Here is a 21,376-nt window from a genome sequence, read left to right on the forward strand (position 1 = left end):
CACGCGACCGGCTCGTATGCAGTCTCGCGTTATCGGACGAGCACGTCGTCCGTCTCGGCGGCGTGGTGCTCCGCTGTGATGTCGCGACCGGCCGTCTCCGGCAGCCACTTCCACACCACGGGGAGCGCCAGGAGCGCGACGAGCACCATGTATCCGGCGGGAGCGACCGCGCTTCCTGTGGCTCCGGCGATCCAGGTGGCGATGAACGGACCGGGACCTGCGATGAACGCGAGGGCGAAGTTGAAGCCGATGGCGCTCGCGCTCGATCGGCTCGACGCGGGGAAGAGCTCGACGAGCATGACAACGGTCGTGACGCTCACGAGGCACTGGGCCATCGAGAGCAGGACGATGCCGGCGACGACGGCCGCACCCTGCCCGCCCGACATGAGCATGAACACGGGGATCGGAAGGATCACGTAGGCCGCGGTTCCGGCCAGGTTGAGTTTCCGGCGGCCGAACTTGTCGCTCAGCGCTCCGGCGATCGGGCACAGGATCATGTACACGGTGAGGCCGATGGCGCTGAAGGTGAGGGCCGGTCCGCGCTCGAGCATGAGCGTGGTCGTGAGGTAGTTCACGACGTAGGTCGCGAGGTAGTAGAAGCCGAGGCCCTGCACCGCCGCGATCGCGAGCGTCAGCAGGATGGGCTTGAGGTTCTTGCGGAAGTTGCCCGTGAGGGGGTTCTTCTTCACCTCGCCCGAGGCCTGGACGTTCTTGTAGACGGGGGTCTCGCCGAGCTTCCAGCGGATGTAGAGGCCCACGAGGGCGAGCGGCGCGGCCATGAGGAACGGCAGACGCCAGCCCCAGCTGAGGAGGTCCTCCTCCGAGAGCACGTTGTTGAGGAAGAGCGCGAAGAGGCTTCCCACGATCGTGGCGAGGGCGGCCGTTCCGGAGATGATGCTCGCGTAGATTCCGCGGCGGCCCGTCGGGGTGCTCTCGACGAGGAAGGCGGCGGAACCCGTCCACTCGCCGCCGGCCGAGAGGCCCTGGAAGCAGCGCAGCAGCACGAGGAGGATCGGCGCGAAGACGCCGATGGTCTCGTAGGTGGGGGTGAGGCCGATGAGGGTCGTGGCGATGCCCATCGTGAGCACCGAGACCGAGAGCGCGATCCGACGGCCGTACTTGTCGCCGATCGGTCCGAGGATGAAGCCGCCGAGCGGGCGCATCACGAAGCCGACGGCGAAGACGGCGAGCGAGGAGAGGATCGCCACGAAGGGCGACGTGTCCGGCGGGAAGAACAGGGTGCCGATGATGGCGGCGAAGAAGCCGTAGACCGCGAAGTCGAACCATTCCATGAAGTTGCCGATGGCCACCGCGAGGCCGACCTTCGCGCGACTCTGGTCTGCAGAGCTGGTGTGCTGGGCCATGAGTACCTCCTTGTACTGGGACCGACCCTGTTGTCGGTTGTCGCCGAAGCCAGCCAACACGATTGTCATACGATATGTCAATAGCAGGGTCCGCGACATCGCGTGTGGCGCTTTTACGCGCCGTATTCGCTCGATCGTCGAGTAGATTTCGGAATCCGACCGCGGTATTGTCCGACAAAGCTGACGGACTCGTTCCGTTCGGATCATGTCGACGACGACAGCCGCTCCCCGCGACACGCCATCGACCACGCGAGGGAGGACCAGTGGACGTCTCGATCGACGACGCCTCTTCGATCGGCGTCGGGGCGCTGTGCGGACTCGGATACACCGAGGGAGAAGCCCGGACCATCGTCGCGCACCTTCTCGACTGCGAGCTCCGCGGTCTCGCCTACAGCGGGCTCGCTCGCATCCTGAGCATCGCGGAGCGGCTCGCCGCGCACCCCCGCACCGCACAGCGCGCCGAGGTGGTCCGCGACACCCCGGTGTCGGCTGCGATCGACGCACACGACGAGATCGGCTACCTCGTGGCGCCGATCGCGGCCGAGCTCGCACGCGACAAGGCGCTCGCGGCGGGGATCGCGGCCATCGCCGTCCGCGACACCTGGTACACGGGGATGCTCTCGTACTACCTCGAACCGCTCGCCGACGCGGGCCTCGTGACCATCGCGGCGTCGAACGCCTCGCCGTGGGTCGCCGTCGCGGGCGGAAGCGAGCCCCTCGTGGGGACGAATCCGTTCGCCATGGCGTTCCCCACGCCCGGCGGCGCGACGGTCTGGGACATCGGGACGTCGGCCGTCACCCACGCCGACGCCGTACTCGCCGGGCGCGAGGGGCGCGCACTTCCGGAGGGTGTCGCCTTCGACCCCACCGGCGCACCGACCACCGACCCCCGCGACGCACTCGCCGGCGCGCTCGCCCCGTGGGGCGGCCACCGCGGCAGCGGCCTCGCGATGGCCGTCCAGCTGCTCGGGATGCACGCCGGATCCGCCGCGCTCCCCGCCGAGCTCGCGGGCTTCGGGATGACGATCATCGCGATGCGCTCCGACCTCTTCGCCGAGGACGGCCACCTCGAACGCGAAGCCGCGGCCTTCGCCCAGGCCGTGCGGTCGTCGCGGCCCCTCGACCCGGCCGCCCCCGCCCGCATGCCCTTCGACCGCTCGCGAGCCCTCCGCGAGGAACGCCGCGCCCGCGGCACCCTCTCGATCGCGGAGGGCGTTCTCGACGCCCTCCGCCATCTCCCCGCCTGAATCACGACCGCGCGGGATTCGAAGTCGCGTCATAATCCGCCGTCAGCCCCCTCTCTGATGATGAGCGCCACTCATGAACCGGCGCGAATGGGGGCCCGACATGGGACGGAAGGAAGACGGGGACGACATGGTGAGTGCAGAACTTCTCGACACGGTCGACATCGATGAGCGGATGTTCTCGGGGGGACCGATGATCCGCGGGCACGTCGAGGTCATCACGACGATCGAATCGCACCGGTCGATCCGCGTGTGGTGCGATTGCGAGATCGGCGAGGACCACGCGTTCCGACGCCCCGGTTCCCGCTGACGCCACGGGAGGCGGGTGCATACGTGCGAATGGAATAACGCGAGCCGCGCCGACGCTTCACCGGACATGACACGCATCGGCTTCCTCTCGTTCGGGCACTGGCACCCGGGACCCGGCTCGCGCACACGCACGGGCGGTGACGCCCTGCTCCAGTCGATCGACCTCGCGGTCGCGGCGGAGGAGCTCGGCATCGACGGCGCCTACTTCCGCGTGCACCACTTCGCACGGCAGCTCGCAGCGCCGTTCCCGCTGCTCTCGGCGGTCGGCGCGAAGACGAGCCGCATCGAGATCGGCACCGGCGTGATCGACATGCGCTACGAGAACCCGCTCTACATGGCGGAGGATGCGGCCGTCGCCGACCTCATCTCCGGCGGGCGACTGCAGCTCGGCGTGAGCCGCGGATCACCCGAGACGGCCGTGAACGGCTACGAGTCCTTCGGCTACGTGCCGGCGGACGGGGAGACCGACACCGACCTGGCGCATCAGCACACGAGCATGTTCCGTGAGGCGATCGCCGGTGTCGGCATGGCGCGCTCGAACACGCTCATGACGGGCGTCGACCAGCCCCTGCCGATCCTTCCGCAGGCGCCCGGCCTGGCCGATCGCATCTGGTGGGGCGCCGGCTCGCGTGCGACCGCCGTCTGGACGGCGCAGCAGGGCATGAACCTCATGTCGTCCACCCTCCTCACCGAGGACACGGGCGTCCCGTTCGACGAGCTCCAGGCCGAGCAGATCGCACTCTTCCGTTCGGCATGGGCCGAGGCCGGCTGGGAGCGCGAACCGCGTGTGTCCGTGAGCCGCAGTGTGCTGCCGATCGTCAACGACGAGGACCGCGCCTACTTCGGACTCCGTGCCCAGGCAGACTCGAAGGACCAGGTGGGCTACCTCGACGCGAGCACGCTCGCGCGCTTCGGCCGCAGCTACATCGGCGAGCCCGACGTGATCGCGGAGGAGCTCGCGAAGGACGCCGCCGTGCAGGCGGCGGACACCGTGCTCCTCACCGTGCCGAACCAGCTCGGCGTCGCCTACAACACCCACCTGCTGGAGACGGTCGTGAACCACGTCGCGCCGGGGGCCGGCTGGCGCTAGCCGCGGGGCGGTGCCCGTCAGGCCGGTCGCGAGAACAGGTTGACGAGGTTGCCGTCGGGGTCGGCGAAGATCGTGGAGCGGTTGCCCCACGGCATCGTCGTCGGCTCGAGCACCACGTCGTCGAGTCCGTCACGGAGTCGGGCGAACTCGGCGTCCACGTCGTCCACTTGGAACTCGACGATGAGGGAGCGGTTCGTTCCGGCGTGCGGCGCTCGCTCACCGAGCGAGGTGACCGTCACCGGACTCGCGATCGCGAGCGTGCCCGCGTCCGTGCGGAACTCGGCGAACACGGGCGCCGGTCGCGATGCGGGGTTTCCGGTGACGAGTTCGTAGAAACCGGCGAGGCGGTCGACGTCGTCGGTGATGATGCGGACCGAGGCGAGGTTCATGGTGTCCTTTCGTGCGGGCCGCTCGGCCCGCCGGGCCCATCCTGCGCCGCAGCGGCGACAACGTCCTGTCGGTGTTTACGACGATTCCGGAAGCGTCCCGACGCTCTGGATGGTGCCGAACGGGATGTCCAGATCCTGGATGCCGAGCGGTCGCCGTGGCGGCCGCTCGCCCGTGGGTTCGGCTGCGACGATCCGGTCGCCGCGGAACGCGCGGACCCCGTCGCGCAGGCGGCACCACGCGATCAGGTACCAGTCGGCACCCTTCCCCACGTAGCCCATCGGTTCGATCTCGCGCAGGGTCTCGGCGCCGCCCCGGTCGCGGTAGGTCAGCCGGAGCACGTGCCCGGTGTTCACGGCGCTCGCGATCTCTGCGGACAGTCCCTGCGGCCGGCCGTCGTCGAGGAGGTAGATGCGTTGCGCCTGCTCGCGGCTCTCCCGGAGCGTCCCCTCGTCCATGACCGCCGCGACCTTGCGCAGCGCGGATGCGGCGGCCGTGCGGAACGGGCTCGTGGAGAGCGTGGTGAGCGCGAGGGACACGGCGAGCGCCTCGTCCACGGTGAAGCCGAGCGGGGCGAGAGTGTGGGAGGGGTCGATGCAGTAGCCGCCGGTGCGCCCGGGCTCCGCCCAGATCGGCACCCCCGCCTGCTGCAGCGCGGAGAGATCTCGCTCGATGGTGCGGGAACTGACGAGGAACCGCTCAGCGAGCCACCGTGCGCTCCGCGGGCGTGGGGCGACGGCGCGCAACTCCTCGACGAGCGCGTACAGGCGGTCGGTCCGGTTCATTCGGCCAATGTATCGAGGGTGGCGTGGCACCCCGACTCTTCGATGGTCGCGTTCCACATCCGGCGGGACCTTCGGCCCGGGTGCCGCCTCCCTCTCGCGCGTAGCGTGCGAAGCAGCCCTCCCGAGTTCGACGCGGGCGGGCACCACCCGCGAAGCAGGAGAGGCACCCCATGAAGGCAGCACGTTTCCACGCCCGTCACGACATCCGCATCGAGGACATCCCGGAGCCCGAGCTGCGCGCCGGGGCCGTCGCGATCGACGTCGCGTGGTGCGGGATCTGCGGAACGGACCTACACGAGTACCTCGAGGGGCCCATCTTCGTGCCGGCGCCCGGGCACCCGCACCCCCTCTCGCACGAGGAGGCGCCCGTCACGCTCGGACACGAGTTCTCCGGCGTGATCAGCGCACTCGGCGACGGCGTCACGGATCTGACCGTCGGCGAATCCGTCGTGGTCGAGCCGTACTTCGTGTGCGGCGAATGCGCGCCCTGCCTGGCCGGCAACTACCACCTCTGCACCCGGATGGGCTTCATCGGCCTTTCCGGTGGGGGCGGCGGACTGTCGGAGAAGATCGTCGTCGACCGCCGCTGGGTGCACCCCGTCGGCGACATCCCCCTCGACCAGGCCGCGCTCATCGAGCCGCTCTCGGTGGGCCACCACGCCGTCGTGCGGTCGGGAGCGAAGGCCGGCGATGTCGCCCTCGTCGGCGGCGCCGGCCCCATCGGTCTCCTCACCGCGGCTGTGCTGAAGGCGGAGGGCTGCACCGTCATCATTTCCGAGGTCACCGAGGCGCGGAAGGAGAAGGCGGTCTCGACGGGGGTCGCCGACTACGTGATCGACCCGAGCACCGAGGACCTTCAGGCGCGCGTCCTCGAGATCACGAACGGCATCGGTGTGGACGTCGCGTTCGAGTGCACGAGCGTGAACGCGGTGCTCGACGCGCTCTTCGACGCCGTGAAGCCGGCCGGCGTCATCGTGAACGTGTCCATCTGGAGCACCCCAGCGCAGATCGACATCCAGAAGCTCGTCCTCAAGGAGATCGAACTGCGCGGCACCATCGCGTACGTGCGCGACCACCCCGCCACGATCCGCCTCGTGCAGGAGGGGAAGGTGGACCTCGCACCTTTCATCACCGCGCGGATCGCCCTCGACGACCTCATCGAACAGGGCTTCGACACGCTCATCAACCACAAGGAGACGGCGGTCAAGGTGCTCGTCCACCCGTGACGTCGGGCCGGAGCCCGGCGGTACAGTCTCCCCATGACGACACCGCCGCCGCCCGGAACCCCGGGCCCCGTAGAGCCAGGGCCTGTGGTTCCGGGCTCTCCGCCGTCGGCGCCGCGTCCGCCGGCCTCGGGCGCGCGGATCGCGGACGTGACCGTCTCGGTCGTCCTGATGGTCGCGGGTGTCATCGGGTTCGCGATGCTCGCTCTCGCGTCCGTGTTCCTCGTGATGATGTCGGACGGCTGCTTCGACGACCGCTGCAACACCGACCTCATGACCGTCGGCTGGCTCATCGCCATGGTCGCGCCTCCCGCCGTCTTCATCGCCGCCATCGTGTGGACACTCATCCGCATCGCCCGCCGGAAGACCGCCTGGTGGGTGCCGGTCGCCGGCGCCGTGCTCGCTGCGGCGATCTGGTTCGGCGGCGTCGCCCTCATGGACGCGAGCCTCGGCCGCTGACCGGCAGCGCCCGCACGCCCGCACGCCCGAGGATCGCACAGGACGGACGGAGCGCACGTCAAGGTCACCGTCCGATGAGCCCTGTCCCCGTACTCTGAGGACGAGCCGTACGCCGGTTGCGCTCACCTGCACAGCCCCCGCGCTCCACCGACACGGAAGGCCTCCCCCATGGCTCCTGACAACCACGCCGACGAGCAGCACCCGACCCCCGAATCGAACCCGGAGGCGGCCACGCACGCCGAGGCCGAGGAGCAGATCGAGGCCCAGGCTCACGCGGACGCCGATTCCGATGCGCACGCCGACGCCGACACGGACGCCGACGCCGACATCGAGAACGAGGCTCACGCCGAGATCACCGGCCCGATCGACGAGGCCGACTCCGACGATGCCGACGTCACCGACCAGCCGGCCGAGAGCGAGCAGCGGAAGCTCGCCGCCGTGATCTACAACCCGGTGAAGGTCGACCTCGACGCCCTCAAGGCCACCGTGGAGAAGGAGGAGTCGGACGCCGGCTGGGAGACCACGCTGTGGTTCGAGACCTCCGTGGAAGACCCGGGCGGCGAGGTGACGAAGGAGGCCCTGAAGGCCGGCGCCACCGTCATCGTGGCGGCGGGCGGCGACGGCACCGTGCGCGCGGTCGCCGAGTCCATGTGGGACAGCGGAGCGCGACTCGCGCTGCTCCCCTCGGGCACCGGCAACCTCCTCGCCCGCAACCTCAACCTCACGCTCGACGACATGCAGTGGGCGCTCCACGTGGCGTTCTCCGGCACCGACCGGCCGATGGACATCGCGCTCATCGACATCGAGCGCGAGAACGGCGACATCGACAAGTCCGCGTTCCTCGTGATGGCGGGCGTCGGCCTCGACGCGAAGATGCTCGCGAACACCGACGACGAGCTGAAGAAGAAGATCGGCTGGCTCGCCTACGTGAAGGCGATCGCCCAGGCGCTGCGCGACAAGAACCAGCTGCGTCTGCGCTACTCGGTGGACGGCAACGAGACCCGCTCGCTGCGCGCCCACACGATCATCGTCGGCAACACGGGCACTCTCGCCGCGAACGTCCTGCTGCTCCCCGAGGCCGTGATCGACGACGGCTACTTCGAGATCGTTCTGCTCCGACCCGAGGGGTTCATCGGCTGGGTGCAGATCTTCGTCAAGGTGATCTGGGAGAACGGCGTGCTGCGGCGCAGCAAGGTCGGCCGCCTCATGATGAGCAAGGACGTCGACGCCCTCAACTACGTGAAGGGTCGCAAACTCGTGGTGCGGTTCCGTCGCCCCGAGGAGATCGAGCTCGACGGCGACGACTTCGGCCAGGCTGTGGCGTTCAACACCCGCGTGCGCCCGGGCGGGCTCACGGTGCGCGTCCCCGCCGACAGCTAGCTGTTGCTGGGCGGGAGGTTCTCGACGCGGGTCTATGACCAGTTTCATGGGTCGCCAAGACGAGTTAATCTATCTATATTCAGAGAATGGTGAAACTAGCCGATCGTCTGAGCCGTCCACATGCTGAGATCGCCTTCGCAGACTCGGGTGGAGATGGTGCTGCCGTCGTCCTGATTCATGGTGCGGGCCTCGATCATTCGATGTTCGACGCTCAGGCCACGGCTCTTGCCCAGCGCGGTTTCCGCGTAATCGAGTGGGATCTGCGCGGGCACGGACAATCGACGCTCGCAGACGGGGCTCGGTTCACGGCTTCCGATGCGCTGGACGATCTCGACTCGCTGCTTGCTGAGTGCGATGTCGCCAGGCCCGTGCTGGTCGGCCATTCATTAGGCGGCAACCTCGCGCAGGCCTTTGCTGGCGCGGCCCCGGAACGCGTGAGGGGCGTGATCGCGGTCGACTCGACATGGAACGCCGGCCCGTTGTCTCGGTTCGAACGAATCGCGCTCCGGCTCGCTGCGCCCGGACTCTCTCTGATACCGGCGGGGCGCTTGCCCGGCCTCATGGCTCGCGCCTCGGCAGTGACGCCAGAGGCGATCGCCCGGAGCGAAGCGATCTTCGCTCGCATGCCCAAGGCCAGGTTCCTGGATGTGTGGCGGGCGACGGTTTCGTTTGTCGATCCTGCTCCAGGGCGCCCGTTCCCGGTGCCGGTCGCTCTCGTACGCGGCGCCGAAGACGCGACAGGCAACATTTCGACCGCAATGCCGCGGTGGGCAAAAGCCGAAGGCGTTCAGGAGCATGTCATCCCGGAGGCCGGACATATCGTCACGTGGGATGCCCCTGACCAGGTGTCACGCACGCTCATCGGGATCCTCGATGACTGGAACCATCCAGTCGCGGGTCAGAAAGAATCATCGTGATCTCGACCGAACATGAGCAATTCGTCAACGCCATGGGAGACACGCTCGCGACATGGAATCTGCCCCGAGCCACGGGGCGGGTCTACGGAGATCTTCTGCTGCGAGGAGAAGCAACGAGCGCGGAACAGCTGCGTACCGATCTCTCCCTCAGCTCGGGAGCAGTCAGTACCGCGATTCGAGAACTCGTGTCCTGGGGCTTGGCGCGTACGATCCCACAGCCTGGCAGTCGCCGACTACTCGTGGAAGCCACAGGCGGCTTCGAGCAGCTCCTTGCCGCAAGCCACGAACGCACCCGCGCCTTTGTGCGAACTCTGCGCGCCGCAGAAGATTTGACCGAAAACGCGCACGCAGCTACTCGGCTTCGCGACGTCACCGACCTGTTCACGTCCTACGTCGACGCCGGCGAGCACGTACTCCGCAACTACTCGCGATCGTGAGCCACGAGAACGCACCACTCACCATCGAGGGCGTCGGAACGATCGCGGCGCCGGAACCCGATTCCTGGGAACACCGGCGCCGCGTGGACGGACGTGGGTACAGTCGCACCATGACGTCCCCGCAGCCACCGCAGCCGCCGCAACAGCCTCAGCCACCGCAGCAGCCGCAGCAGTACTCCGGTTCACCGGACGCGTCGCAGCAGCAGTACCCGGGTGCCCCGTACCCGCCGCAGCAGCGGTACCCCGGTGCCCCCTACGTTCCGCAGCCGCAGTTCACGCCGCAACGCCCGCCCGCGTCGGCCGGCCGCGTCGTCGACATCACCGCGTCGATCATCCTCCTCATCATCGGCGCCCTGATCCACGTCCCCCCTCGCGTTCATCGGGCTGATGATGGGGCTGATGACCGACAGCTGTTACAGCCAGAACAGCATGGGAGTCATGTCGATCGGTCAGATGATCGCGCTCTTCGGGCCGCTGGTCCTCTTCGTCTGCACGATCGTGATGACCGTCCGTATGATCAACCGTCACCGGCTCGCCTGGTGGGTGCCCATCGTCGGCGTCGTCGGGTCCATCGTGCTCTTCCTGATCGGCAACGGCATCGCGACCTCCGGTCTGCCGTAACCACGCGACCGCCCTGGCGTCGCTACAGACGCACGATCGCGTCGGCCCGCGCGGCGGCGACCTCGATGAGGACGGCGTTCGCCTCATCCGGTCCGAGCGACCACGCGCGCGCATCCTCCGGGCTCTTCCCGAACGCGATGTGGCGCGCGATCAGACGTTCCCGCCGAACGTCCTGATCCACGGCGAGGTGGTAGCGGACGTCGAGCACCTCGCCGAGCTCGGACCACGGTGCCCGGTCGAGGAGCAGGTAGTTCCCCTCCGTGATGACGAGGCGGGCGGACGGCGGAACCGCGATCGCCGAACCGTGGGACTCCTCGATCTCGCGTACGAACCGCGGCGCGTACACGGTGCGCCCCTCGGCACCGTATGAGCGACGGCAGCGCTCCAGGAGCGCGACGTAGCCGTCGGCGTCGAACGTGTCGGGGGCGCCCTTCCGGTCGCGGCGTCCGAGGGCCGCGAGCTGCTCGTTCGCGAGGTGGAATCCGTCCATGGGCACGAGTGCGGCCTCGCCGCCGAACCGCTCCGCGAGCAGGGCGGCGGCGGTCGACTTGCCCGAGCCGGGCGAGCCGGCGATGCCCACCATCAGACGGCCGCTCGCGTGCGCGAGACGGAGCTCGATCTCGGCGGCGAACGCATCGAGACCGTCGATCGTCGGCAGCACGTCGTCGCTCATCGGCCTTCTTCCCGCTCGGTCCTCACCGACCGTAACGCGTGCGGCGCCTCAGCACGAACACGGGGCAGGGTGTCCACCCCATCAACGAGGGACATGACAACGGCCGTTCGACGGTATCCAATGGAGGAGGACCCGTGGGCGGACGATATTCGGCCACGCGCACGCTACGGGTCCGGGGGACGGTGAGGGCTTTGCGCCCGGAGCGGCTCGTGTGTTGTTGACGCGACCAGCTCCGGGCCCCGTCCGCCGCTGAGGGGCTCGGCGCGGCGCATCCGCTCAGTCGGAGACGGTCCCGCTCACGTAGAACCACTGGCCGTGCTCGCGCACGAAGCGGCTGTTCTCGTGCTGGACGCCACGGCCGTCCGCCGTGCGGAAGATCGCCTCGAACTCGACGGTCCCCTCGGTGTCGAACGGTCCGCCCTTCGCGTGACCGAGGATGAGCAGACGCAACCAGCGCACGTCCGCGTCGAGGTGCAGGCGGGGCGGACGCGTCGTGGGGTGCCACGTGGCGAGCAGATAGCGGGCGTCGTGCAGCACGAACGCGGTGAACCGCGACCGCATGAGCCGCTCCGCGGTGGGAGCCGTTGTCTCGCCACGGTGCAGCGGGCCGCAACAGGTGCCGTAGGTGTCGCCACTCCCGCACGGGCAGCGTTCGTCGTCGTTCACGACCCGCACGCTACCAGCCCGGTGCGCGGACGCCGCCCGTCAGCCGACGCGACGCCACGTGCCGCCGTCGCGCTGTGTGATCGTCGCGTCACCGAGCTGGGCGACGTCGGTGGTGGTGGCGATCACATGCCGGGCCACCTGGAGCGCGATCTCCGCGTCCTCAGCCGTGAACCGCACGGTGAGCCGGGCCTCTCCGCGCACCACGTCGACCTGCGACGACTCCAGCACGGCGACCTCCTTCGCGGCGTCCTCGGCACGGGGCTGCACGCGCTCGGGGGCGACGCCCGGGCGCAACGCGCCGATCGTCATCGTCACGCGAAAGGAAGGCATGCGCTCGACGCTACAGCCCGCGGAGGTGCTGGTCGATCGGAGGTGCTGGTCGATCGGAGGTGCTGGTCGATCAACCAGGCTCGAGGCGTACCGCCGTCGGCGGTTGGTCATAGGCTCGAATCACCGTGAGCGCACCAGAACCGACCCCATCGCAGCCGATGCCCGAGAGACCCGTACCCGCCGTCGCCCCCGGCATCCTGCGCGGAGGGCTCGCCCTCACCACCGTGGGCACGTGCGCGCTCATCACCCTCGCGGCGTTCGAGTCGCTCGCGGTCACCACGATCATGCCGGTCGTGAGCGACGAGCTCGACGGAGCCGCCCTCTACTCGCTCGCCTTCGCCGCGCCGGTCGCGTCGAGCATCGTCGGCATGGTCGGCGCGGGCATCTGGGCGGATCGCCGCGGCCCCGCACGTCCGCTCGTGGCCGCGATCATCGTCTTCACCATCGGTCTCATCGTCGCGGGGCTCGCCCTCGCCATGCCGGTGCTCGTGGCCGGCCGCTTCGTGCAGGGCTTCGGCTCCGGCGCCATGACCGTGGCGATCTACGTCCTCGTCGCGAAGCTCTACCCGCCCCCGCTGCACCCGAAGATCTTCGCGGCGTACGCGGCCGCCTGGGTCGTTCCGTCGATGGTCGGCCCGCTCGTTGCGGGGATCGTCGCCGACACCGTCGGATGGCGCTGGGTGTTCCTCGGCGTCGTGGCCCTCGTGGCCGTGGCCGGGGTCCTCGTGGCCCCGGCGCTCCGCTCGCTCGCGTCGCGGGACTCCGACGGTGCTGCGGAGACCGATTCGTCACCGAGCGATGTCGTGGCGATGGCCGATGCGTCCGCGCGTCCGGCTCTCGGCGCATCCGCCCGCCTGTGGTTCAGCGCGGCTGTCGCCATCGCCGTCATCACCCTGAGCCTGAGCGGCGAGCTCGACGGCGCATCGCGTTGGATCCTCGGCGGCGTCGCCCTCGTCGTCATCGCGGTGCTCGTGCACCGGCTCCTCCCGCCCGGCACCTTCACCGCGCGGCGCGGCCTGCCGTCGGCGGTCCTCCTGCGCGGGCTCATCGCCGCCACGTTCTTCGCGGCCGAGGTCTACCTGCCGCTCCTCCTCCACGACCGCTATGGGCTGCCGCCGTGGCTCTCGGGCGTCACCCTCACGGCGGGAGCGATCGCCTGGGCCAGCGGATCCGCCATCCAGGGGCGCGCGGGCGACGCGGTGCCCCACCGCGTCTTCATGCGCATCGGCGGCACGCTCCTCTTCGCCGGCACCGCGGTCCAGGTGGTCACGGCGGCCCTCCACCTCCACCCCGTCGTCGCGGTACTCGGGTGGTTCCTCGCCGGCGGCGGCATGGGACTCATGTTCCCGCGGATCACCACCATCGTGCTCGCGTCGTCGGAGCGCGGCGAGGAGGGTCGGAACACCTCGGCGCTCTCGTTGTCCGAGGCGGTGGGGGCGAGCGTCTCACTCGCCCTGTCCGGCCTCGTGTTCACCCTCGTCACGGCGATCAGCCCGGCCGGACCTTCCGTGAGTGCCGGGACCGACGTCGGCGGATGGATCCTCGGCGATGCCGCCGCGGCCGCGCCGTTCGTCGCGACCCTCGGCTACACGGCCGCCGTCGCCCTCATCGCCCTCGCGGTGTCGTTCGTCGTCGGGCTGCCGACCCGCGCTCGGTCATCCGCCGCGTCGCGTCGCGACGGCGCCTGACCCTCTCGCGCTCAGTTCCGCCAGGACGGGTCGGGGTTCACAGGACCGGTGCCCTCGCCGAACATCGCGCGTGCCGATTCGATCTCGTCGTCGGTGACGGCCTCGGCCGGCCTCGACGCCCGGACTGAACCCGTGCCGGTCGCCGCCGCCGCTGAAGAGACGGTCGTCGTTCCGCCGTGCGCACGAAGCGCCCCGCCAATGAAGCCGGCGAACGCCACGAGCACCAGGGCCACGACCACGAGCACCACGGCCGCCGCCGTGACGCCGCCCGCTCCACCGACGATCGCCAGGACGGCGACGAGCACGGCCCCGATGGCCGACACGATCGCGGCCAGGACGAGCGCACGCACCCCGGTGCGGGCGAGCCGGACGGCGGGGTCGACACGGCCGGAACCGCCGGTGGGCTGAACGGGTGAGGAGCTGGGGTCGGGAGACTGCACCGGTTCACGGTAGCAGCGCTCCGCCCCTCTGCTCGCTCGTCGGTGCGCCGCCGCTCCCACTCCCCTATCCGGAGCGCCTCCCCGGGTCTACAGTGACGGCCATGGGACGCCTCACCTACACGACCATCGCCTCGCTCGACGGCTACATCGCCGACGCCGACGGCGACTTCGACTGGGCCGAGCCCGACGCCGAGGTCCACGCCTTCATCAACGACCTCGAGCGCCCGATCGGCACCTACCTCTACGGCCGGCGGATCTACGAGGTCATGACCTATTGGGAGACGGCGACGGCCGAGAACGACCCCGACATCGACCCCGTCGAGCTCGACTACGCGAACGTGTGGCGGGCCGCGGAGAAGGTTGTGTATTCCACGACCCTCGATTCCGTATCGACCACCCGTACGCGGCTCGAGCGCAGCTTCGACCCCGACGCCGTCCGGGCACTCGTTGCGGAGTCGGCATCGGACGTGGGTCTCGGAGGTGCGACGCTCGCGGCCGCGGCGATGCGAGCGGGGCTCGTCGAGGAGTACACCGTGTTCACGTATCCCGTCCTCGTCGGCGGCGGCACTCCGCAGTTCCCCAGCGGAGTGAAGGTGGACCTGCGGTTGCTCGAGTCGCGCTCGTTCGCGTCCGGCGTCACCTACGCGCGCTACGCGTTGCGCTGACGAGCGCGGGTCCGCGGTTCAGGAGACCGTGGGGATGGACCCGGTGCGCGGGTCGCCATTGTCGACGTCCTCGGGGTTCGGGAGCGACCTCAGGAAGCGGAAGAAGACGAGGGCGGCGACCGTCGCCACCCCGCCGCCCACGATGAAGGGCACCGTCAGGTCGATGCGGCCGAGCGCCCCGCCGATGAGGGAGCCGAGCGGCATCGTGCCCCACAGGACGGTGCGCCACGATCCGTGCACCCGACCGAGCAGTCGGCTGGGGATCACGCTCTGCCGCAGCGACATCACGTGCACGTTCCACACGAGCACCGCTGCCGAGGAGATGAAGTACCCCACCCCCGCCGCCCACAGGGTGGGCACGAGACCGATGAACAGGAACGACGCCGTCGAGACGACGTTCGCGACGGCCATCGCCGTGCCGGCACCCCAGCGGTCCTTGAGCCGCTGGGCGATCATCGACCCGATGATGCCGCCGATGGCGCCCGTGAGCATGAAGACGCCGAAGAGGGCCTCGGGAAGCGCGAGACGGTCGAGCAGATAGAGGACGAAACTCGCCGTCGCGGCGCTGTAGCAGAGGCCGATGAAGGTGCTGAGCGCGAGGAGGGTCGTGAGCATGCGGCTCGCGAGGATGAAGCGGAAGCCGTCGGCGAACTGGCGGTGCCACGCGACGCGCGTTCCCGATGCGGCTGCCGCCTGGAGGTGGGTGCCCGCTGCGGCTCGCGGCAGGAGGATCGCGAGGACGACGGCCCCCGCGTAGACGAGGGCGTTCGCACCGAGAGGGATGAGCACGGAGACCGCGAAGAGCGCCGAGGTGAACGGACCCGACAGGAAGTTCTGAACCACGAGCTCACCGGCCTCGATGCGCGAGTTGGCGCGCGGCAGGTTCGAGCGGTTCACGATCGACGGGACGACCGCGCGGATCGCTCCGTCATAGATCGTCTCGCCGATGCCGTAGAGGAAGATCACCGCGTACAGCCACCAGATGGTGAGGGAGTCCGTCGCGGCCAGGGCCACGAGCCCACCGGCCAGCACGGCGCGGCCACCGTTCGCGAGGGCGAGCGCCGTGCGGCGGTCGATCCGGTCGATGATGATGCCCGCGGGAACCGCGAACAGCAGCCAGGGCAGCATCGCGAGCGCGGCGATGCCGGAGACGAGCAGCGGGTCGTCGGTGAGCCGGACCGCGAGGAGCGGGGCGGCCGTGCGCGCGATGCCGTCGCCGAGACTCGAGGCGAGGTTCGATGTGAACAGGTTGCCGAACGCGGGCCCGAGCCCGGCCTTCCGTTCCCTCACCTCGCGCGCTCCCCCGCGAGAGGGCTACTCCCGAGCGAGGGCGCCACTCCCACGTGGCGCCCTCGAGCGAAACTGGCGCCCTCGCGAGGGATCTCGCGGCCTCCGTGTTCGACACCCCTCAATGTCGCGCCTACCAGCGGTGGTGGACGGCGGCGCGGAAGTACTCGTCGTACAGGTCGCGGACGGAGGAGAGGAAGCCGTCGCTGAGCGGCGCGATGTCGCCGGCGGCCGCGTTGGCCGCCGCCTGCTCCACGGAGCGGGCGCCGGGGATCACCGAGCTCACGCCGGGCTGCTGCGCGACCCATGCGAGCGCGACCTGCGCGGTGCTGTACTCGCCGGATCCCGGCTCACCGTCGGGACCCGCGATGGGCTCGCCGGCCACGAGGGCGGCGAAGTCCTGGGCCGCCGCGACCCCGCGCTCGAAGTCCACGCCCGCGAACGTCTCGCCCACGTCGAACGCGTCGCCCGAACGGTTGTAGTTCCGGTGGTCGTTCTCGGCGAAGGTCGTCTCCGTCGTGTACTTGCCGCTGAGCAGTCCGGATGCAAGTGGGACGCGAGCGATGATGCCCACGCCGGCCTCGGCGGCGGCCGGCAGAACGCGGTCGAGGGGCTTGAGGCGGAAGGCGTTCAGAATGATCTGCACGGTGGCGGTGCCGGGGCGCGCGATCGCGGCGAGGGCTTCGTCCGCGGTCTCGACGCTCACGCCGTAGTGGCGGATGGCGCCCTCCTCCACGAGGGTGTCGAGCGCGTCGTAGACGGCGTCCGAGCTGAAGACGGGGGTCGGCGGGCAGTGCAGCTGGACCAGGTCGAGGGTGTCGACGCCGAGATTGCGGCGCGAGCGGTCCGTCCAGGCGCGGAAGTTGTCGAGGGTGTAGTTCTCGGGGACCTGGTCGACGCGCCGCCCCATCTTCGTGGCGACGGTGATGCCGTGGCCCGGGTTCTGGGCGAGGTAACGGCCGATGAGGGTTTCGCTGCGTCCGTCGCCATAAACGTCGGCGGTGTCGAAGAACGTCACGCCCGCCTGCACGGACGCGTCGAGCACGGCGAGGGCGTCCGTCTCGGAGACGTCACCCCAGTCCGCTCCGAGCTGCCAGGTGCCGAGTCCGATGACCGAGACGGTCGCTCCAGTGCGACCGAGAATGCGCTTGTCCATGGGTTCAGCGTAGGCGCTGGGCTGCCGGGCGTGGCCCGCTTGACGGGGCGCCCCGCGCCGTCGGTTCTCTCGGACCGAGAGCGGGCGGCGGCCCGTTCGTGGGGTCGTCGGCCGGATGCGTTCTCCTTAGACTGCCCGCATGGCCGCATCCTTCGCAGAAGCCCAGCAGAGCATCCTCGCCCTCAACAACGACGAGCTCCCCTTCGTGTACCAGCCGACGCCGGACGGGGTCGTCGCCCACTGGAAGTTCGGCGATGTGAGGTGGAACAACATCATCGCGGCGGGTCAGGCTGACGCCGAGTACGAGCTCCGTGTCGTGCTCGACCCGGAGAAGGAGTCGTGGAAGTTCCACGAGAAGTCGTCGCAGTCGGAGGCGCACATCGGCCCGTCGGGTGCGGGGGCGTCGAAGTCCTGGCACAGCGGACCGCAGAAGAGCATGTCCTTCACGATCGGTGGAGCGGTGAAGGCCGAGCAGACCGACCGTCACGGAACGACGGACGGTCACGTGTACGGCTGGGCCTTCACGAGCGACGAGGTGAAGGAACCGGTCGTGAACGCTCTCGAGGCCGCGGGCTGGAAGAGCGGTAACGGCTTCTTCTCGAAGCTCTTCGGCGGCTGAGGGCTATCCCACCGCCGCGTCGGTGAGGCGGAGGAATGCGCTGAGTTCCGCGAGTGCCTCCGGCGTGTACGGCAGGTAGTCGGTGAGCGCCGGGCTGTGCACGATGTACGCCGCCCACTTGGCTCGCGACACAGCTACGTTGAGCCGGTTCTTCATGAGCAGGAACGACATCCCGCGTGGCACGTCGGCCGGCGACGATGCCGCGAGCGACAGGATCGCGATGACGGCCTCCTGGCCCTGGAACTTGTCGACCGTGCCTACGCGGACGTCGGCGAGGCCGGCGGCGTCGAGCGCCTGATGCACCTCGGCGACGTGCGCGTTGTACGGGCACACGACGATGATGTCGGCGGGCTGGAGCGGGTGGCGGTCGAGCGGTTTCCCGTCGACGATCGTGCCCGGGTCGGTCCACGCGAGACCGAGGGCTCCGCGCACGATGTCGACGACGGCCGCGGCCTCCTCGGGCGAGTGGGTGGCGTTGCCGTCGTGCGGCACGGGCACGACGTGCACGCCCGGCGCGAGTCCGTCGAGCCTGCGCGCACCCGTGGCGGGCGCCGAGCGCAACTGGCCGGCGTACGACAGCTCCGAGATGGCTGCGGTGACCGCGGGGTCCATCCGCCAGCTCTGGGCGAGGAAGTAGCCGAGCTGCCGCGGCAGGACGTCTTCCCCGTCGGCGACGAAGCCGAGCGCCGATGTGTCGATGGGTTCCGGATGGATTCCCTGGGTGACCTGCGGAAGCTGCTGCGGGTCGCCGAGAAGGAGAAGGTTGCGCGCCGCGACGCTCGCCGCGATGGTGGGCGCGAGCGAGAACTGCCCGGCCTCCTCCACCACGAGGAGGTCGAGCTGCCGTCGACCGAACCGGTCGGTGTTGCTGAAGTCCCACGCGGTTCCGCCGATGACGTATCCGGTGCCGGCCGCCACACGCTCCGCGGCGAACGCGAGATGCCCGCTCTTGGGCAGGACGGTGAAGGAGCGTTCGGCGTCATCCGGCCCGACACTGGCCGATAAGGCCTTCGCGACGAGCTGCGGACTGAGCCCTGTGCGGACGAGACCGGAGAGGAGGTTCTCGACCGCGGCATGCGACTGCGCGACGACGCCGACGGCCCAGCCGTGCTCGCGTACGAGCTCGGCGATCACGTGGGTGGCGACGTACGTCTTCCCCGTGCCGGGAGGTCCCTGCACGGCGATGTAGGAGTTGTCGAGGTCGCGGAGGCTCGCGACGATGTCGGGGACGGTGCGCGGAACACCGTCGTCGCCGAGCGAGTGACGGAGGGGCGCCCCTCCGATGGTGCGCGGCGGACGGCGGCGGAGGATGTCGACGACCGGATCGGCCGGCCAGGTGGTGGTGGCGAGATCGATGCCCGGCTGGAGGACGGCGTGCTGGGTGGCGAACGCGTCGAGGATGGCGTTGCCCCAGTGCTCGATGGCTGTGGCCTGGGCGCCCGCGCGCGGCGGTGCCCCCGGTGTGAGCGCGACGGGCACGTCGTCGTACGGGTCGCGCCCTCCGCGCAGCCCCTCCTCGATGAGAAGGGTGCCCTCGTCGTCGTTTTCGAGCACCCGAACGCCGGTCCAGGAGCGTGCGCCGGGTGTTCCGCCGGGGTTCGTGAACGGTGCCGGCACGTCGTAGAGCGCGTTCAGTTCACTGCCGGCCTTGAGGGAGCTGCCCGGTGCGGGCGTGCCGTGGAGGCGGAGCACACGCCGGTCGGTGCGCTGCCGGTCTTCCCGGTACCAGTCGCGCACCACCTCTGCGCTGTCGACGACGAAGACGTCTCGAGCGTCGGCCCACTCGTCGAGGGGAGCGGAGAGGCGCGTGAAGTGCTCCTGCCAGAACACCTTCTGCTCGCGGCGGTGATAGTCGATGGCCGCTGCGGCGAGCGCGAGGGCCGCGTGGTCGGCGTCGCGTTCCGGGTCGAGGGGGTCGCCCGCGAGGCGTGTGAGCTCGGCGTGCAGCGGCGACGGCTCGGCCGTCTCGAGCTCTCCGATCTCCACGACGGGGGCACCCGGCTCGATACCCACTTCTCGCGCGAGCGAGAGAAGGTAGTCGCGGAGGCGCAGCGTGGAGACGCAGTCGTAGCGGTTGTAGTCGCCGATCTCGGCGAGCTCCGCGTCGCCCTGGGCGCGGTCGGCGGGATCGGGCGACGCGGCCAGTTCGCGGGCGTGGGCGTACGCCTCGATGGATGCGGCGCCGTCCTTCACGTCGCTCTCGCGGTGCTCGTCTCCCATGTAGAGGGGCTCGAGCTTCTTGATGGAGTACGACCGCGAGCCGACCCGCACCGCCGCCCGCACCACGGGGTAGAGGTCGACGAGGACGCCCTCGCGGAGCAGCTGATCCACCTCCTCTTCACCCGTGCCGTGGCGCGCGGCGAGCGCGAGGAGGTGAGTGCGCTCGTAGGCGGCGTAGTGGTAGATGTGCAGCCCGGGGAAGCGGGCCCGGCGCTCGGCCACCCAGTCGAGGAACCCGCGCAGGGCGGCCCTCTCGGCGGCGAAGTCGTGGGCCCACCAGGCGGTGAACTGCTCGTGCACGTCGACAAGACCGAAGAGGTAGTCGAGCCCCCATCTGGTGCCGACAGGATGACCGGGGCTGCCTTCCGTGTAGAGCGGGTCGCCCTCGAAGTCGAAGAAGATGTCACCCGGATCCGGCGCCGGGAGATGGGCGATCGGATCGGCGCTGATGAGGCGGACGGGCGGCGTTCCCCCGCCTTCGGGCGCCTGCAGCTGCAATTCCGCCTGCTCGCGAAGACCCTCGAGCGTGGCCGCCGCGATCCCGTCGACGGGCTCCGTCCGTGCAGCAAGTTCGTCGATCGTGGTGACGCCGGCGGCGCGCAGCTTCTCGCGCTGGGTGAGGCGCATGCGGGCGACGAGCAGCACGTCGCGGCGCTCCTGGATCTCGCGCTCGCACTCGGCGCAGCGTCCGTCGATCGCGTAGCGCGGGTCGTCCCACTGCACGGGCTGCGTGTCGTCGAGGCGCTCCTGAACGATGCGCACGAGCCGCTCGCGCCGGCGACGGTAGACCGGGAGGATGTCGGCCACGAGGTGGGTGCTCACGGTGCCGTCGCCGAGGATCACGTCGACCTCGTCGTCCACCGGGATACCCTCGTTCGTCAGCTGCTCGACGTACGCGGCCAGCTGCAGCAGCGCCGGCACCTTGGCCGAGCGGGCGAGCTTCGTGTCCTGCACGCGATAGCGGGCCGGCTTGTCCTCCGTGGCGGGCATCCGGATGATGAAGTCGGCGAATCCGACGAACGAGCCGTCGAAGAAGACGGCCTGGAACACGAGCGGGGCGCCGTCGCGGAAGGCCTGCATCGTGTCTCGGTGGGCCTGCTCCATGGCGGCGCGGTCGCGTACGTCCGGCCGGTCGAACTCCCGCACGGCGTCGCCGAAGTCGGCCCGGTACTGCTCGAGGACGCGCAGCTCGTGCTCATCTCCGAGCTTCGACGAACGCGCGTACATGGGGTCGTCTTCCACGACGGCCTCGACCCGGCCGAGCTTGGCGTCGATCGACCGGAGGAACGCGAACTCGCACTTCGACGCGGCCGTGAGGTCGCTCGCGCTCGTGATCGGGGTGACGCCATCGAGGAGGTACATGCTGACGAGGCTAGCCGCGACCACCGACGCTCACGCGGGCACCCAGGGCGACGG

22 protein-coding genes are annotated in these 21,376 nt (G+C 69.9%); 12 read left to right on the forward strand and 10 right to left on the reverse strand.

All coding sequences use genetic code 11. From position 1 onward, the window contains the following. Positions 1 to 29 precede the first annotated feature (29 nt). Complete coding sequence (locus tag CLV49_RS07110) at positions 30 to 1,364, reverse strand: MFS transporter (protein ID WP_158261928.1); 1,335 nt, start codon at positions 1,362 to 1,364, stop codon at positions 30 to 32. 263 nt (positions 1,365 to 1,627) lie between these two features. Here CLV49_RS07110 and CLV49_RS07115 point away from each other — a divergent pair, with 263 nt between their 5' ends. The 3 genes from CLV49_RS07115 (at position 1,628) to CLV49_RS07125 (ending at position 4,007) form a co-directional block, all read left to right on the forward strand. Further along, positions 1,628 to 2,611 carry an Ldh family oxidoreductase gene (locus CLV49_RS07115; RefSeq protein WP_158261929.1) on the forward strand — a complete coding sequence of 328 codons (984 nt, stop codon included), beginning with the start codon at positions 1,628 to 1,630 and terminating at the stop codon, positions 2,609 to 2,611. Between the two features lie 73 nt (positions 2,612 to 2,684). Further along, positions 2,685 to 2,918, forward strand: coding sequence for a hypothetical protein (locus CLV49_RS07120; RefSeq protein ID WP_106562915.1), 234 nt, complete (start codon positions 2,685 to 2,687; stop codon positions 2,916 to 2,918). 66 nt (positions 2,919 to 2,984) lie between these two features. Beyond that, positions 2,985 to 4,007: an LLM class flavin-dependent oxidoreductase gene (locus CLV49_RS07125; protein ID WP_106562916.1), complete on the forward strand. Its 1,023-nt coding sequence runs from the start codon at positions 2,985 to 2,987 to the stop codon at positions 4,005 to 4,007. Between the two features lie 17 nt (positions 4,008 to 4,024). On the opposite strand, the gene CLV49_RS07130 is transcribed toward CLV49_RS07125, so the two are convergent. After that, positions 4,025 to 4,396 (reverse strand): VOC family protein, encoded by a 372-nt coding sequence (locus CLV49_RS07130; protein WP_106562917.1) that lies wholly within the window; start codon positions 4,394 to 4,396, stop codon positions 4,025 to 4,027. Positions 4,397 to 4,471: 75 nt separating this feature from the next. Beyond that, positions 4,472 to 5,179 (reverse strand): helix-turn-helix transcriptional regulator, encoded by a 708-nt coding sequence (locus CLV49_RS07135; RefSeq protein WP_106562918.1) that lies wholly within the window; start codon positions 5,177 to 5,179, stop codon positions 4,472 to 4,474. A gap of 170 nt (positions 5,180 to 5,349) precedes the next feature. On the opposite strand from CLV49_RS07135, the gene CLV49_RS07140 reads away from it, so the two are divergent. From CLV49_RS07140 to CLV49_RS07165, 6 genes are all read left to right on the forward strand, one after another. Next, a complete protein-coding gene (locus CLV49_RS07140; RefSeq protein ID WP_106562919.1) occupies positions 5,350 to 6,405 on the forward strand; it encodes a 2,3-butanediol dehydrogenase in 1,056 nt (351 codons plus the stop codon). 33 nt (positions 6,406 to 6,438) lie between these two features. Beyond that, entirely contained in the window at positions 6,439 to 6,861 is a 423-nt protein-coding gene (locus CLV49_RS07145; protein WP_243696653.1) for a DUF6264 family protein, read from the forward strand. Between the two features lie 168 nt (positions 6,862 to 7,029). Further along, the gene (locus tag CLV49_RS07150; protein ID WP_106562921.1) at positions 7,030 to 8,241 is read left to right on the forward strand and encodes a diacylglycerol/lipid kinase family protein; all 1,212 of its coding nucleotides are present in this window, start codon (positions 7,030 to 7,032) and stop codon (positions 8,239 to 8,241) included. 86 nt (positions 8,242 to 8,327) lie between these two features. Then, positions 8,328 to 9,158 carry an alpha/beta fold hydrolase gene (locus CLV49_RS07155; protein WP_106562922.1) on the forward strand — a complete coding sequence of 277 codons (831 nt, stop codon included), beginning with the start codon at positions 8,328 to 8,330 and terminating at the stop codon, positions 9,156 to 9,158. Beyond that, positions 9,155 to 9,595 carry a GbsR/MarR family transcriptional regulator gene (locus CLV49_RS07160; RefSeq protein WP_243696652.1) on the forward strand — a complete coding sequence of 147 codons (441 nt, stop codon included), beginning with the start codon at positions 9,155 to 9,157 and terminating at the stop codon, positions 9,593 to 9,595. The genes CLV49_RS07155 and CLV49_RS07160 overlap by 4 nt, the downstream gene beginning before the upstream one ends. Positions 9,596 to 9,994: 399 nt before the next feature. After that, positions 9,995 to 10,216 (forward strand): DUF6264 family protein, encoded by a 222-nt coding sequence (locus tag CLV49_RS07165; RefSeq protein ID WP_127054422.1) that lies wholly within the window; start codon positions 9,995 to 9,997, stop codon positions 10,214 to 10,216. A gap of 22 nt (positions 10,217 to 10,238) precedes the next feature. On the opposite strand, the gene CLV49_RS07170 is transcribed toward CLV49_RS07165, so the two are convergent. The 3 genes from CLV49_RS07170 to CLV49_RS07180 form a co-directional block, all read right to left on the reverse strand. Then, positions 10,239 to 10,889: a nucleoside/nucleotide kinase family protein gene (locus CLV49_RS07170; RefSeq protein WP_106562924.1), complete on the reverse strand. Its 651-nt coding sequence runs from the start codon at positions 10,887 to 10,889 to the stop codon at positions 10,239 to 10,241. 276 nt (positions 10,890 to 11,165) lie between these two features. Beyond that, positions 11,166 to 11,555 carry a YchJ family protein gene (locus CLV49_RS07175; RefSeq protein WP_106564948.1) on the reverse strand — a complete coding sequence of 130 codons (390 nt, stop codon included), beginning with the start codon at positions 11,553 to 11,555 and terminating at the stop codon, positions 11,166 to 11,168. Between the two features lie 39 nt (positions 11,556 to 11,594). Continuing rightward, positions 11,595 to 11,885 (reverse strand): hypothetical protein, encoded by a 291-nt coding sequence (locus CLV49_RS07180; protein WP_106562925.1) that lies wholly within the window; start codon positions 11,883 to 11,885, stop codon positions 11,595 to 11,597. 125 nt (positions 11,886 to 12,010) lie between these two features. On the opposite strand from CLV49_RS07180, the gene CLV49_RS07185 reads away from it, so the two are divergent. After that, on the forward strand, positions 12,011 to 13,573 hold the full coding sequence (locus CLV49_RS07185) for an MFS transporter (RefSeq protein WP_243696651.1): 1,563 nt from the start codon (positions 12,011 to 12,013) through the stop codon (positions 13,571 to 13,573). Between the two features lie 11 nt (positions 13,574 to 13,584). Here the strand turns inward: CLV49_RS07185 and CLV49_RS07190 are convergent, their stop codons facing one another. Further along, positions 13,585 to 14,013, reverse strand: a complete 429-nt coding sequence (locus CLV49_RS07190; protein WP_127054420.1) for a hypothetical protein — start codon at positions 14,011 to 14,013, stop codon at positions 13,585 to 13,587. Between the two features lie 101 nt (positions 14,014 to 14,114). Here CLV49_RS07190 and CLV49_RS07195 point away from each other — a divergent pair, with 101 nt between their 5' ends. Further along, positions 14,115 to 14,678 carry a dihydrofolate reductase family protein gene (locus CLV49_RS07195; protein WP_106562928.1) on the forward strand — a complete coding sequence of 188 codons (564 nt, stop codon included), beginning with the start codon at positions 14,115 to 14,117 and terminating at the stop codon, positions 14,676 to 14,678. Between the two features lie 18 nt (positions 14,679 to 14,696). On the opposite strand, the gene CLV49_RS07200 is transcribed toward CLV49_RS07195, so the two are convergent. Then, positions 14,697 to 15,968, reverse strand: coding sequence for an MFS transporter (locus tag CLV49_RS07200; RefSeq protein ID WP_106562929.1), 1,272 nt, complete (start codon positions 15,966 to 15,968; stop codon positions 14,697 to 14,699). Between the two features lie 130 nt (positions 15,969 to 16,098). Continuing rightward, positions 16,099 to 17,121 (reverse strand): aldo/keto reductase, encoded by a 1,023-nt coding sequence (locus CLV49_RS07205; protein WP_106562930.1) that lies wholly within the window; start codon positions 17,119 to 17,121, stop codon positions 16,099 to 16,101. 139 nt (positions 17,122 to 17,260) lie between these two features. On the opposite strand from CLV49_RS07205, the gene CLV49_RS07210 reads away from it, so the two are divergent. After that, positions 17,261 to 17,740, forward strand: coding sequence for a hypothetical protein (locus CLV49_RS07210; protein WP_106562931.1), 480 nt, complete (start codon positions 17,261 to 17,263; stop codon positions 17,738 to 17,740). Positions 17,741 to 17,743: 3 nt separating this feature from the next. Here CLV49_RS07210 and CLV49_RS07215 read toward each other — a convergent pair whose 3' ends face one another. Further along, positions 17,744 to 21,322, reverse strand: coding sequence for a TM0106 family RecB-like putative nuclease (locus CLV49_RS07215; protein WP_106562932.1), 3,579 nt, complete (start codon positions 21,320 to 21,322; stop codon positions 17,744 to 17,746). Positions 21,323 to 21,376: the final 54 nt, after the last annotated feature.

Source organism: Labedella gwakjiensis (assembly GCF_003014675.1).
In the GTDB taxonomy this organism is placed as follows: Bacteria; Actinomycetota; Actinomycetes; order Actinomycetales; family Microbacteriaceae; genus Labedella; species Labedella gwakjiensis.